Here is a 13,926-nt window from a genome sequence, read left to right as displayed (position 1 = left end):
GTGTGATATTGTTTAATTTTCGATCGAAAGGACGTTTCACTCAGTAAAGATAATTATTACTATCGCTGAACGTAGTGTCTTTGCGAACGAAAATAGTATTAATAAAAATATCTTGCGACATTGTTTTAAAATCTATTGTATTAATTTTTTTATTTCTTCCAAATCATCAATTTCGTCTACGGTTTTGTCTTTCCTCCATCTTACAATTCTTGGAAATCGTAGAGCTACACCACTTTTATGACGATTGCTGAAACCTATACCTTCAAAAGCAATTTCAAAGACCAGTTCTGCTTTTACCGTTCTTACAGGACCGAATTTCTCGATGGCATTTTTGGTAACAAATCGGCTCACCTCCATGATTTCTTTATCTGTTAATCCTGAGTAGGCTTTGGCAATGGTCACCAGGCTATCTCCGTTTTTCACAGCAAAACTATAATCTGTGTAATAAGCACTTCGCCTGCCGCTTCCTTTCTGGGCATAGATCAGAACGGCATCAATGGTAAAAGGATTGATTTTCCACTTCCACCAGTCACCTTTTTTCCGTCCGGAATGGTAAGGTGAATTTTTTTGTTTTAACATCAAACCTTCGCTGTTTACATCTCTTGAATTTTCACGAAGCAAATTCAGTTCTTCCCATTTTTCAAAATCCAGACTTTTGGAAATGCTGATGCGTTCAGGGTTCTCATTCAGTAATAATTCTTCAAGTAAAGCTCTTCTTGCGGAGATGGGTTTTTCTCTCAGATCGTTGTCTTCCAGTTCCAGTAAGTCATAGACAAAGACTTCTATAGGTATTTCTGAGAGCATTTTTTTAGTTAAAGTTTTCCTGTTTAATCTCTTTTGTAATTCATTAAAATTTAAAACTTTACCATCGTTTACTGCAAGTATTTCTCCATCCAGTACAAAGTTACCTTTCATGGCTTTTATGGCGTCTGCAATTTCCGGAAATTGTTCTGTGACGAGTTCTTCACCTCTTGACCAGATGAACACTTCATCGTTTCTCCTGATGATTTGCCCGCGTATTCCGTCCCATTTGTATTCTACCAGCCATTCATCAGGACTTCCCAGTTCTTTAGTCTCTTTTTCCAAAGGATAGGCAAGGCAGAAAGGGTATGGTTTTGAGTTGTCTGGGTTTACATTTTCGGCATCAATAAGTTCTTTGAAGGAAACTTGTTCCGGCTGCCATTTTCCCATTAAACTGTGCATCAAAGCACTCGGTTCCTGCCCTGAAAATTTTGTCAGTGCATTGATTAATGTTTTATCTGAAACTCCAATCCGGAAGCTTCCGCCAATTAATTTATTGAAAATCAATCGCTCGGTATAATCCAGCCCATTCCAGGACTGCAGTACAAATTCTTTTTTTTCTGCATCTGTTTTGCCTTTCAGACTCACGATATCATTCATCCATTCTGATAATGAACGTTCAATTTTTTCCTCTGGAGGCGGAAGAATTAATGATAGAGTTTCTCCAAGATCTCCTACCGAAGAATAGGATTCCTGAAACAGCCAATAAGGAAGTTTTGTGATTTCCAGGGCCCATTCTTTCATGTAATTGGTATTGACATTTCTCTTAGGTCTTTTGCCGGTAAATAAAGCGATAAACCATATTTTATCTTCATCAGGAGCACGCTCAAGATAGTCAATGATGGCATCAATTTTAGCATTGGTTTTATTGGTTGTTTCCAACGCGTTGATAAGGTCTGCAAAATGTCTCATGATTCCGGATTTTGTGAGATTTCTTTTTCAGATTCTTCTTCATCTTCACCGTAAAGTGTTTCTACAACATCTGCTTTAATTCCTGTTTCATTAAGATATTTTGAAAAAACTTCTGTCTGTCCATGAGTAACATGAACCAGCTCTGCTTCAGTTGCTTTTACCGTTTGTAACAGCCCTTTCCAGTCTGCATGATCACTCATCGCAAATCCTGCGTCCGCGCTTCGCCATCTTCTGGCACCACGTACCTGCATCCAGCCGGAACATATGGCCGTGGCCGGATCTGGAATCTTTTTGATGATATTACTGTCGAGCAAAGCAGGTGGTACAATCACAATTTCGTGCTCCATTTCTTTCGGACGTTCTCTGAAATCCGCAATGGTATATTCAGGAAGTTCAATTCCGACTGTTTCAAAGGCTTCATTAAGCTTTCCGATAGAATAATGAACATATATTTTCCCTAAATCTTCCACTGCTTTCATGATACGCTGGGCTTTTCCTAAAGAATACCCTATGAATACAGAAGTTTTATTGTTTTCTTTATTTTTCAGAACCCAGTTCTGGAGTTTTTTATTTAAGTCCGGAACTTCCAGCCAGTTGTAAATAGGCAGTCCAAAGGTACTTTCTGTCACAAATTCATTGCATTTTACCAGTTCGAAAGGAGTACTTAACCCATCATCCTGAACTTTATAATCTCCTGAAATGACAGTTACATAGCCTTTATATTCAAGCTTTATCTGAGCAGAACCAATGATATGTCCGGCAGGGTGAAGTGAAAGTTTTACTCCATTGATGGTAATCACTTCTCCATATTCTACGCTCTGGCATTCGATATCTGGTCCAATTCTCTGGTACAGAATAGGTTTGGTAAAATGGTGACAAAGGTATTTTTTCATTCCCCAGCGGGCATGATCAGCATGACCATGGGTGATAACAGCCATCTCGACGGGTCTCCAGGGATCTATATAAAATTTTCCCTGAGGACAGTAAATGCCTTTTTTTGTAAATGTGATTAATTTCAATGGTGTAATTGGTTTATAGAATTAGCTTCAAAAACTTAACCAATTTACAATAAAGTGTTTATTTTTTAATTTTTGTGGTATGAAATCTAATAACAGGATCTATTATGTTTGAATGATCATTCATAATAAATTCAGGCCAAAGCCGGTAATGAAATTTCTTTTATTAAACAGGCTTTCTCCGACTACGCCCAGGATAATGGTCCATTTCTATTGATGGAAAATGATACAGGAAAGATTGAAGGCATAAAAAAAGCTGTTCCGATTCGAAACAGCTTCTATCGATTATTTTTCATTCAACACGTCATTTACGAAGTCAATCCATTGATAATCCGGAATAGTTTTGTCTATGAAATAATCGGGTTGAATACCTTTTTCGTCAATGGCCATATCAGGAATACGAAAGCTTTTGGAGAGTGCATAACCCAGTTTAAACTCGTTACAAGGGGAATTTACAAAATACATATTGGAGATATCCAGAACTCCGGCAGTAGTGGTTCCGAAAAGCTTTACTTTTTTACTTTGTTTAGCAGCCAGTAAAAATTCTTCTGCAGTACTTCCGTTTCCGTTGTTAATGATGATTCCTACATTCTTTGGATATGGTGAAATTTTATCCATTTTGGTAATTCCTACAATTTTTCCATCATCCTGAAGGCTTACAAATTTGCCTAAGTTCTTGCTGAGTTTGTCATAAGCTTTCTTCAGATATTCTCTTTCATCTGCCTGCATACCATATTTCTGATAGTTGTCATAGAAATCAAGCATTCTCTGATTATTCAGTTTTGTAGAATAAAGCTGTGTTCTTACACTTCGGATAGGGTTTGTGTAGAGATAAGGAATAATTTTGGCAAAACTGTTATCACTTCCACCACCATTATATCTGATATCAATAATTAGATTTTCTGTACTTTCAATTTTTGATTTATTGGCTGTAATAACGCTGTCAATATCTTTTTTCAAAGCACCATTAAATGAAGGGATTCTCAAAAGCAGTGTAGTCTTATTAAGCTGCTTCAAGAAAGGTTTTTGTGCCATAATAGCCTCATAATACGTTTCAATTCCTTCTTCTTTTTCAAATTTCGGGGAAACTCTTTTCAGGGTAAAGTCATTGATTTCAAGATAGTTTTTTCCTACAAGTCTCATATCGTGAATTTCCTGTCCGGTTTTATTTCTCAGATAATAGGTTCCTTTTGTTTTATCGTTGTTGAAAGTCAGCTTTAATTCATTAGGTTTCCAGTTTTCGGCTGCGGATTGTATGATAAAACCTTTATATACTTCCCCAAACTTTTTAATACCTATTGTATAGGGCTCAACTTCCCAGATTCCTTCAATATCTGAATCATTTTTAGATGCAGCTTCTTTTTTGAACTTTTCAAGATCTATTTTCACCAATTCTGTTTTGGTATTTTCACTAGCTGCTGGCGGGGCTTCGGTAGCTTTATTTTCTATTTTTGAAACTGAAAAATGACCGGATCTGAAGAATTTAAGCCAGTCATATATTGTCTGATAACATTCTGTATCGGATTTTGCATTTTTGATTCTTTTCAGAAAGTCATCATTATGAGCCTGATAAGCGGGAAGACCTTTTTTATCAATCACATACTGATATCCGGCATCATTTTCTTCAAAAGTCTTTTTTACCCACTGATAATTACTTTCACAATTGCAGTTTTGAGCAAAGCTAAAAGAAGTAGATGTGATAAAAATTAAAAAAAGTGTTTTAATTTTAAGCATATATTAGTTATTAGTTGTGTTGTAAAGCTTACAAACCTAACGATAATCCTAATTTTTTATGATGCAAAAAAGAGAGTTTTTCTAAAAAAAATCTTTTCTGATGCACTTTTTGAACTTTTCAGCAATATGAAAATGAACTTTCAGGCAATATTGACCTTCTTAAAATCTTTGAAATTTGTACATCATTAAAAAAGAATACAATGAGTAAAACAATTTTAATTACAGGGGCAGCAAGTGGATTTGGAAAGATAGTAGCATTTGATCTTGCTAAAAAAGGACACAAAATAATCGCTACAGCTCAGGTCTATCCTCAAATGAGTGATTTAATCCGTGAAGCTAAAGAACAGGGAGTTGATTTGACTGTCGACAAACTGGATGTAACAAGCCAAAGAGATGTAGACTATATTGTAAAGAAATATGGTGATATTGACATTCTCATCAGCAATGCCGGAATTATGGAAGGCGGTCCGATTGCTGAACAGCCCGTAGACATTATCCGTTCTATGTTTGAAGTGAATGTATTTGGTGCATTGAACCTTGCACAAGGTTTTATTAAAAGGTTTGTAGAAAAGAAAAGTGGAAAGATTATTTTCACGTCTTCGATGGGAGGTTTATGGACCGTTCCTTATGTTGCGGCTTATTGTGCTTCAAAACATGCGCTGGAGTCTATTGCAGAAGGATTGAGAACTGAGTTAGCTCCGTTCAATATCAAAATTGCAACTTGTAATCCAGGTGTATTTGGAACAGGTTTCAATGATAGAGGCGTAGATTCTATTTTCCATTGGTATGATCCGAAAAGCAACTTTACTCCTGAATCAGCGTTTGACGGAGCAGCAGAATCTTTAGCACATCAGCTTGATCCTCAGTCTATGGCCGAAGTGATTGTAAATGTAGCTTTAGATGACAACAGCAACTTCAGAAATGTTCATCCGAAGGAAACCGAAGAGTTTGTAAAACAGCTTCAGGCAGAGGCATGGACCGCAAAAAGCTAATATCATGGAGTTGAATTATAAAACAGCCGAAAAGGCTTTGCAAACAGCCAAGGAAAAAGCATTATCTCTAAATATTCCAGTAACTATTGCTGTGGTAGATATGGGCGGACACCTTATCGCATTAGCAAGACTGGATAGTGTTTATGGAGTGATTGATTTTGCCGTTAAAAAAGCAAGAACTGCCGCTATGTTTGGTGTAAATACTGAAATGATGGGAAGTATTATCTCAGAAACAGGCATCCATGGATATGGTATGCTGAATTCAAATGAAGGGCTTTTGACTATTGCAGGTGGTATTGTCCTTCAAAATGCAGAAGGAAAAATTATTGGTGCTATAGGTTCTTCAGGAGGAAGCCCGGAGCAGGATAAGGAAATTGCAGAAGCAGGAGCACAGGCTATTGCTTAAATTTCAGATATTTGTATGATGGAAAATACTTCTGAGATCATATTTGACAAACTGGTTTATTCATGCGCCTTTGAATCTTACAGAGGCCATGAGGAGTTTATTCCGGATCATTTTCTGGGATTTCAGATATCCGGAGAGACTCATGCTTTTCATGAGCATGGTAAAACGGTGATTAAAGAAGATACCGTAGTTCTGGTGAGAAAAAACCAACTGATCAGAACGATCAAATATCCTTCGAGCCATGAAAAGTATCAGTTTGTTTCCATTACATTGGATGATGAAACGCTGAGACAGTATGCTACAGAAAATAAAATAACCATAAATACAGGTTTTAGTGGTAATGAGCGGTTATTTTTTGAACCTGATGATTTTTTTAAGAGCTATTTTGCTTCTCTTATTCCTTACATTAATAAAACAAAGAAAATTCCCTCAAAGTTAGCAGCATTAAAGGTGAAGGAAGCTATTGAGTTACTTTTGCTGAGTAATCCGGATGTTAAGAACCTTCTTTTTGATTTTTCTGAACCTCATAAGATTGATCTTAAAGAATTTATGAACAAAAACTTTATGTTCAATGTATCTGTAGATGCTTTTGCAAGACTTACAGGACGCAGTCTTTCGGGATTTAAAAGAGATTTCAGCAAAACTTTTGAAATGACACCCAAGCAATGGCTGAAAGAGAAAAGATTAAAAGAAGCGTATTATTTAATTAAGAACAGAGATAAAAAGCCTTCAGATATTTATCTTGATCTGGGTTTTGAGAATTTATCTCACTTTTATTCTTCCTTCAAAAAGAAATTCGGGGTAACGACTACGGAGATCTAACTTTTAACTACTAAAAAAACATAATTACACTATAATTTAACTGTTGGAAAACGCAAAGTCGCAAGAAAGGTTTTACAATGTGATGATTTTAAGTCGCAAGGATTTTATCTCTGATAAAATGTGATCCTGAATCGTTGATTAATCACAACATCTGCGAGAATCTATCGATCATTTATGATTTTCCGGCCTCTTTGCGTTTTCTTACTGTTATGGGATCATATTTTCTGATCTTAATCTTTCAAATACCTGTGTAAAAGAGTCTTCTGTACTTGTGTAAGCTGTAAAGCCCAGTTTTCTGCTTTTAGACATATCACACATCACTTCCAGAGGTCTCCCCAGATCCAGGTCAGTATGCCATGCAGACGACAGACGGTTAAGATTACTTTCTTTGAGATTATATTTTTCTGCAATGGCTGTCCAGGTTTCGTGATCGTTTTCCAGTTCTTTTTCAAGAGGTCTTATCGTTCCGTTGAAACCTTCAGCTTCTACACCAAACCAGACCGCCAGTTTTTTCCAAAGCCATTTCCATCGGAAAACATCTCCGTTAACAATATTAAAAGACTGGTTTTTTGCAGATTCTGTAGATGATGCCCAAACCAATTGTTTAGCCAGTATTTTGGCATCAGTCACATCTGAAACACCGTTCCATTGAGCCTCTGAACCTGGCCAGATGAACTTTCTTCCAGTTTCTTTGCAGATGCTGGCGTATACAGCCAATGTAGTCCCGATATTCATAAGATTTCCTATGGCATATCCAACTACGGTGTGAGGCCTGTGAATGCTCCAGGTAAAACCATCTCTTTCAGAAGCTTTATATACTTCGTCTTCCTGCGCGTAATAAAAGTTGGGAAGGGAAAGTCTTGGATGTTCTTCTCTGACAGGTGTTTCCGGTAAAACGCTTTCTTTAGCATAAGCTTCAAATGGCCCCAGATAATGTTTAAGCCCTGTAACCAAAGCCACATGCTGAACCGATTTTTTATGGGATAAAACGTTTAGCAGATTTCTCACCAATAGGCTGTTGACCTGGATATTTTCTTCTTCTGTGTCGCAGCGCATCCATGTGGTAAAGTAGATATGAGTGGGAGAGATCTCTTTCAGTGCTTCTGCAAGGTTCTGCTCATTCATCAGGTCTGCTTTAATGGTACGAAGACCATCAATAGGAGTGTTCGGGTTTCTGGATAATCCGTATGTTGTCCAGCCTTGTGCAATCAATTCTTCAGCAAGGTTACTTCCTGTAATTCCGGTAGCGCCAACTACCAATGCAATATTTTCCATAAGTATTGTAAAATTTCCTGTACAAAATTATGGCTGACAGAAGGCTTTACCATTGATGTGGATCATGCATTTGGGTTGATCTGGATCAAGGATTATTCATAAAATTCTTTTTACGGATTCTGCTTACGGTTTCAGGAGCAAGACCAAGATAAGAAGCAATAAGGTTGTGTGGAACTCTTTTGATCATTTCAGGATTCTTTTGTGCCAGTTGAAGATATTTTTCTTCAGCCGTATAGCTATTGGAAACAATGAGTCTGTAATCTTTTGTCACAAGGCTGTTTTGATATAAAATTCTGAAATAGCGGTCCATCATAGGAATTTCCAGCATCATTTTTTCATAGTTTTCCAGGGTAATCATCAGGACTTCTGTTTCTTCAATAGCATCAATATTCAGGACAGATTTTTCCTGATTGATAAAACTGTTGAAATCTGAAATCCACCAGCCCTCAAAGGCGAACATATTGATGTGCTCATTTCCTTTTTCATCAAGAAAATAAGACTTCAGCAGCCCCTTGCTTACAAAAGACAACGATTTGCAGACATCTCCTTCCATAAGAAGATACTGTTTTCTGCGAAGTTTTTTAAGGGTAAAATAGGACTGAATCCTATTCTTCTGTTCGTCCGTGATATCAACCTTGTTTTCGATATGGGAAAGCAGTACTTCAAACATCCAATAAATATTTCATTAAAATTACTATTTTTCAACAGCAATTGAAACCCTATTTTTCGAAATCATAGAGGTTGATGCCTATTTCTTCATTTTTGATTTTGACAGCCCTTGTATTCAATGGATAGAAAATAAATTCTGCCGCTCCCTGAATTTTTGCCTCCAGAAGATGCCCAGCCAAAGCGGTATAATCTTCTCTTCCCAGCGTTATATGAAGGTGAAGCGTCTGTTTCCCTTCTATTTCAGACACATTTCCGGAAATATTGGTGACTTCCATCTGTTCTTTGAAAGTCTTGTCCACATATTTTTTGGTTGCGGGATTAAAGAAACGAAGGGTAGCTTCACTTACAGCTCCAATTCCGGTTACTTCTCCTGCCTGGATATTTTGATCTTGAATAAAATCCGTTAAAGTTTCTATAATGTAGGAATGATTATCAAGACTCAAGAGATAAATCTGATCTGTTTTTCTGGCAGACCAACGGTTTCCTTTGTAATTCATAATCTCTGTATTTATCTTATTGTTTTCAAATAATTGATGATTCCAATCACATCATCTTCACCAAAACCTTTGTCATGCGCATTTTGATAGGTTTGAATCAAAGCTTCGGAAAGAGGATAATCTGCTCCTGCATTTTTAGCGAGAAGAATGTCTTTCAGCATCAGATCAAGGGCAAATGCCGGAGCGTACTGATCTTCAATCAACAATGGCGTTTTTACTTTGGTTGCACCGCTTCCGCTGGCACTTTCGTTAATAATTTCCAGCATATCTGATCGTTCAATTCCTAATTTTTCTGAGAGTAAAACAGTTTCCGCCAGTCCCTGATAGATAGTGGACAAAAAATAATTGATCGATAGTTTTCCTGCGATTCCTTTTCCGTTTTCACCCAAATGTTTTACAGATTTTCCCATTTTCAAAAGATAAGGCATAGCGCGCTGGATATCGTTTTCCTCACCTCCTGCCATAATGATCAGTGTTCCTTCTTTTGCCGGTAAAGTACTTCCTGCTACAGGAGCATCAATAAAAGATGCTTCTTTTATTTTGAGAGCGGCAGCGGTTTCTGTGGACGTTTCCGAAGAAATAGTACTCATATCCACAAAGAGTTTTTCCTGAATATCTAAAGGAAGAATCTCTTTATATACTGCTTTTACAGCACTGTCGTTGGTCAGCATGGTGAATATAATATCACTGTTTTGTACAAGGTCTTTAATTTCGGTATAGACGGTAGATTTTTCCTGAAAACCTTTGGTTTTTTCCGATGATCTGTTGTAAACAGAAAGTGGAAAACCTGCTTTTTCAATATTCTTTGCCATAGGGTGGCCCATATTTCCTAATCCGATAAATCCGATTTTTTCCATTATCCTATCTTTTATTTTGTTATTAATTAAGGTTGTATGTTTTCAATCTCCTGGATGAAAAGGAGTTAGTTGAAAAGTAAATCAATGAAAGTATAAAATATGATTGTTTTGCAGCAAAATATCGACCAAATGGGTACTTTACAAAATTAAGTTTTAATTATATTTTTCAGCATAAACTTTTAAAACCGGATAAACTTTCAGAAATTTGCAGCAAATAAGAATCAATGAAGATCGTAGATATAGAGAACTGGAACAGAAAAGAACATTTTGAATTTTTTTCTGGTATGGCAAGCCCTTATTTTGGATTTACAACCGAGGTAGACTGTACAAAAGCATATAATAGGGCAAAAGAAAAAGGGTATTCATTTTTTGCCTATTATTTCCACAAATCTATGGTGGCAATTAATACTGTGGATGAGCTAAAGCTCAGAATCATTGATGATCAGGTGATACAGTTTGATACCGTTCACGCTGGCAGTACGATTGGCAGACCGGATGGTACTTTCGGTTTTTCATTCACTCCTTTTTCAGAAGATTTCGAAACATTCAATGCCGCTTTGCAGGAGGAGATAAAAGGTGTTCATGCAAGTATAGGCCTTAGGTTAAGTAATGAAAGGCTGGGGAAGGACCACATCAGACACACCACCATCCCGTGGAACTCGTTCAGTGCGATATTACATCCTACTGATTTTAATACCACAGAATCGGTTCCTAAAATCGCCTTTGGACGGTTCAATATTCGTGAAGGAAGAAAATACCTTCCGGTTTCTATTGAAGCTCATCACGGATTGGCAGATGGAATTCATCTTTCCAGATATCTGGAAGCGTTTCAGAAAGGGTTGGATCAAGACTAAAAATAATACATAATTTATAAGAAAGCCGGATTTACAATAAATCCGGCTTTTTTTATGGATCCATCATTATTCACTTCTGTGGTAAATACGCTGAAAACATTGATCGAGATCATAAAAAGTTAATACAATAACCCACTACATTTACTTCCTGTTAAAATAAGACGCAAATAATGGGAAACAGGCTGATAAAAGCAGTTATGATATTTTGACTCAAAATATAACGTGGTATGTATGTGGTACACATATTTAATAAAATTTTAATCATTTTTTCTTTCTTTGCCTGTGTAAAAATGGAAAGAAATTCATAGGTGTTATTTTTTTAGCAAAATATTTCAATAATTGCAAGCTATAAACCATAAAATATTGAATAATATTAATTAAAACTATAGAATTTTGAATATATAAAAATTATTTTATTCCCGGTATTGATTCTGTAAAAACACAAATTGAACAGTGAAAAAAGACTTTGTACAGATACACAAGAGATGTGGTATCTGAAATAAGAGATGAAAAAGTATTATGAAAAATAGAAAACCTGAAACTAACTTAGAGGATTTAACCCAAAAGATTCTTGTACAAGACGAAATAATGGCATTGGCTAAAGCAAATTCTCCTCGTCTCTTGAATAAATTCAGATTGGTTTATCCCGATTTTTTTAAAAAGTTATCTGATATACAGCCTTCCCTTAAAAATTCTGAACTGATCTTTTGTATTTACCTTAAGCTCAATATGACCACCAAAGAAATTGCAACCTGTATTTTTGTGACTCCAAAAGCAATACAGAACAGGAAAAACAGAATCAGAAAAAAATTGAATATTCCTTCTGAATTTGATATTTATAAATGGTTTAATGAAATTTAAACCATTTTTTCTGCATTTATACTTCTACTATGGCTTTATCCAGATCATGATATAAAAGAATTTTCCAGTTATTTTCTCTTGCTTCTTTTTCCCATTTAAGCCTTAGCTCCATTGCTTTTCTGCCATCGAAATCGCTTTTATAGGCCAAATGGTATTTTAAATAAGAAGCCTGAGGAAGATCATCGGCTCCGTAGAAAGCCGTTTCATCATTTTCCCTGATCCAGAAAACCTGCATAAAAGGAGTATGTCCGCCGACTACTTCATATGTAATTTCGTCTGTGATCTGTCCCCGATCTTCATTCATCCAAATAATATTGGGGAGTTGAATCAATTTTTCCAGGATATCAAAATCAAAAGAAGGATTGCCTTTCTTGTCCATGGCAAAATCCAGTTCACGTTTCTGGATATACATCTGAGCATTGGGAAAAGCAGCTTCAAAACCATTTTCTGTAAGCTTTACAGCTCCTTCAATATGATCTTTATGGAGATGGGAAAGCAATAACTTTGTGATCTGTTCAGGACGAATATTTTCTTTTTTAAGAATTTCTGAAGCCACCGTTGTTCCGGACTCATTTTTCCAGCCAATTCCTGCATCCAAAAGGATATAATCATTTTCAGTAATAATAAGAAAAGGCTGCACAGACATTTTGATTCCTCCGATGGTATCAAAATTTTCTTCTGTTAAAAGCGTAAATTCTTTGGTTTTGCTCGCTGAAAAATTGCCTTCTTTAAGTGGAATTATTCTCATGTTGCAAATTTCCTTAATATTTCTAATATTCAAAAGGTTTTTCATCGATATATATGATCAATAAAAACAATCATAGATACAGAATGCTGAGATTATTCTACTTATCGCAACATTACGGATTATTCATAAAGATGTAAAAGATGAGACCGGAAAATTTCTTTTTTTTATGATTATCTTTGATCTCTTAAAAATCTGACGATCTGCTGTCAGATGACTTTCAATTCAAATAAAAACTTTATACGTAATGCAGGAGAGTTCTTCCCAGGGTATTTCCCGGACTGTCATCTGGCTTATGGCCGTTATTTCCGGGCTTGTAGTCGCCAACAATTATTATAATCAGCCTTTATTGGCACTCATCTCTGAAGAACTTCAGGTTTCTGAAAGTGCTGCGAGTAAAATTTCTGTCCTTACACAGATTGGCTATGCATTAGGATTGCTGCTGATTGTTCCTTTGGGAGATAAGTTTTTCCGCAAGAAATTAATTTTAATTGATTTGTGTCTGGTTTTTGGTTCACTTTTATGGATGACTTTTGCTACTCAGTTGTGGATGCTGTATGCAGCCAGTTTACTGATTGGAGCTACATCAGTAATTCCGCAATTATTTGTCCCTATTGCAGCTGAGCTTTCATCTGATAAAGAAAAATCTTCCAATATCGGGTTGGTTATGTCCGGGTTATTGCTCGGAATCCTTCTGTCACGTTTTGTAGGTGGAATCGTAGGAGAAGTCTGGGGGTGGAGAGCCATGTTTGGAATTGCAGCCGGACTGATGATTCTTGTTTGGTTAGCTGTTTATAAAATGCTTCCGGAGCTGTCTCCTAATTTTAAAGGAAGTTATAAAGAGCTGATGCGTTCTGTTGTCCAACTTGCCAAAACACAACCGATTCTTCAACTGGCATCATTCCGTGGAGCTATGGCATTCGGGTCGATGTGTGCTTTGTTTACCACATTGGTTTTTCACATGGAGAAACCTCCTTTTAATGCCGGATCGTCTGTAGTGGGAAGCTTTGGATTAGCAGGAGCTGTAGGAGCTTTAGCTGCAGCTAAGGTGGGGAAACTTCAAAAGTATCTTGATATTAACCGGATTATATTGTACTCTTTATTGATTGTGATAGGAAGCTGGGGCTTTACCTATTTTGCAGGAGAAACCTATTGGGGATTAATTGTAGGGGTGATTCTTGTTGATCTGGGAGTACAGTCGAGCCATATTATGAACCAGACCAATTATTTCCTGATTAAATCCAATGCGGTGAACCGACTGAATACGGTGTACATGGTATCTTATTTTATCGGAGGATCACTGGGAACCTGGCTGGCTTCTATCGCCTGGCAAAAGGCTCAATGGACAGGTGTATGCTTTGTAGGAACTGTATTTGGTGTATTGGCTCTGATCGCTCATATAGTGTTTTCAAAAAGAGTAAATAAAGCAAACACAGAGATGTGATTTTTTATATTTTGACTTGCTGAAGAAGCGTGATTTTATCA

Annotated in this window: 14 protein-coding genes; 6 read left to right on the top strand and 8 right to left on the bottom strand. The window is 36.6% G+C overall.

From position 1 onward, the window contains the following. Positions 1 to 132 precede the first annotated feature (132 nt). The 3 genes from KBP46_RS03255 to KBP46_RS03245 all read right to left on the bottom strand — a co-directional run bounded on the left by KBP46_RS03255 (position 133) and on the right by KBP46_RS03245 (position 4,463). A complete protein-coding gene (locus KBP46_RS03255) occupies positions 133 to 1,713 on the bottom strand; it encodes an ATP-dependent DNA ligase (RefSeq protein WP_216444621.1) in 1,581 nt (526 codons plus the stop codon). After that, complete coding sequence (locus tag KBP46_RS03250) at positions 1,710 to 2,732, bottom strand: ligase-associated DNA damage response exonuclease (RefSeq protein WP_120231102.1); 1,023 nt, start codon at positions 2,730 to 2,732, stop codon at positions 1,710 to 1,712. Before KBP46_RS03250 ends, KBP46_RS03255 begins: the two co-directional genes overlap by 4 nt. A 282-nt stretch (positions 2,733 to 3,014) precedes the next feature. Then, complete coding sequence (locus KBP46_RS03245) at positions 3,015 to 4,463, bottom strand: S41 family peptidase (RefSeq protein WP_216444620.1); 1,449 nt, start codon at positions 4,461 to 4,463, stop codon at positions 3,015 to 3,017. Between the two features lie 200 nt (positions 4,464 to 4,663). On the opposite strand from KBP46_RS03245, the gene KBP46_RS03240 reads away from it, so the two are divergent. From KBP46_RS03240 to KBP46_RS03230, 3 genes are read left to right on the top strand one after another with little or no spacing between them, the layout of a single operon-like run. Next, entirely contained in the window at positions 4,664 to 5,455 is a 792-nt protein-coding gene (locus KBP46_RS03240; RefSeq protein ID WP_216444619.1) for an SDR family oxidoreductase, read from the top strand. A 4-nt stretch (positions 5,456 to 5,459) separates the two neighbouring features. After that, positions 5,460 to 5,861 carry a heme-binding protein gene (locus KBP46_RS03235; protein ID WP_216444618.1) on the top strand — a complete coding sequence of 134 codons (402 nt, stop codon included), beginning with the start codon at positions 5,460 to 5,462 and terminating at the stop codon, positions 5,859 to 5,861. 15 nt (positions 5,862 to 5,876) lie between these two features. Further along, positions 5,877 to 6,683 carry an AraC family transcriptional regulator gene (locus KBP46_RS03230; protein ID WP_253297181.1) on the top strand — a complete coding sequence of 269 codons (807 nt, stop codon included), beginning with the start codon at positions 5,877 to 5,879 and terminating at the stop codon, positions 6,681 to 6,683. Between the two features lie 207 nt (positions 6,684 to 6,890). Here KBP46_RS03230 and KBP46_RS03225 read toward each other — a convergent pair whose 3' ends face one another. The 4 genes from KBP46_RS03225 to KBP46_RS03210 form a co-directional block, all read right to left on the bottom strand. Next, complete coding sequence (locus KBP46_RS03225) at positions 6,891 to 7,958, bottom strand: SDR family oxidoreductase (RefSeq protein ID WP_216444617.1); 1,068 nt, start codon at positions 7,956 to 7,958, stop codon at positions 6,891 to 6,893. Between the two features lie 85 nt (positions 7,959 to 8,043). Continuing rightward, complete coding sequence (locus tag KBP46_RS03220) at positions 8,044 to 8,628, bottom strand: Crp/Fnr family transcriptional regulator (protein ID WP_216444616.1); 585 nt, start codon at positions 8,626 to 8,628, stop codon at positions 8,044 to 8,046. Positions 8,629 to 8,677: 49 nt separating this feature from the next. Further along, the gene (locus KBP46_RS03215) at positions 8,678 to 9,124 is read right to left on the bottom strand and encodes a PPC domain-containing DNA-binding protein (protein WP_120231108.1); all 447 of its coding nucleotides are present in this window, start codon (positions 9,122 to 9,124) and stop codon (positions 8,678 to 8,680) included. 11 nt (positions 9,125 to 9,135) lie between these two features. After that, positions 9,136 to 9,981: an NAD(P)-dependent oxidoreductase gene (locus KBP46_RS03210; RefSeq protein ID WP_216444615.1), complete on the bottom strand. Its 846-nt coding sequence runs from the start codon at positions 9,979 to 9,981 to the stop codon at positions 9,136 to 9,138. Positions 9,982 to 10,205: 224 nt separating this feature from the next. Here KBP46_RS03210 and KBP46_RS03205 point away from each other — a divergent pair, with 224 nt between their 5' ends. Continuing rightward, complete coding sequence (locus tag KBP46_RS03205) at positions 10,206 to 10,835, top strand: chloramphenicol acetyltransferase (protein WP_216444614.1); 630 nt, start codon at positions 10,206 to 10,208, stop codon at positions 10,833 to 10,835. Positions 10,836 to 11,354: 519 nt separating this feature from the next. Continuing rightward, the gene (locus KBP46_RS03200) at positions 11,355 to 11,696 is read left to right on the top strand and encodes a hypothetical protein (protein ID WP_062669594.1); all 342 of its coding nucleotides are present in this window, start codon (positions 11,355 to 11,357) and stop codon (positions 11,694 to 11,696) included. Between the two features lie 16 nt (positions 11,697 to 11,712). On the opposite strand, the gene KBP46_RS03195 is transcribed toward KBP46_RS03200, so the two are convergent. Further along, on the bottom strand, positions 11,713 to 12,444 hold the full coding sequence (locus tag KBP46_RS03195; RefSeq protein WP_216444613.1) for an MBL fold metallo-hydrolase: 732 nt from the start codon (positions 12,442 to 12,444) through the stop codon (positions 11,713 to 11,715). A 244-nt stretch (positions 12,445 to 12,688) separates the two neighbouring features. Here KBP46_RS03195 and KBP46_RS03190 point away from each other — a divergent pair, with 244 nt between their 5' ends. Next, positions 12,689 to 13,885, top strand: a complete 1,197-nt coding sequence (locus KBP46_RS03190; protein WP_216444612.1) for an MFS transporter — start codon at positions 12,689 to 12,691, stop codon at positions 13,883 to 13,885. The last annotated feature ends 41 nt before the right edge of the window (positions 13,886 to 13,926 follow it).

The sequence above is a fragment of the Chryseobacterium sp. PCH239 genome (assembly GCF_018924625.1).
GTDB classification, from domain to species: Bacteria; Bacteroidota; Bacteroidia; order Flavobacteriales; family Weeksellaceae; genus Chryseobacterium; species Chryseobacterium cucumeris.
The sequence above is the reverse complement of the archived record's forward strand: the minus strand, read 5'-3'. Positions and strand labels throughout refer to the sequence as shown.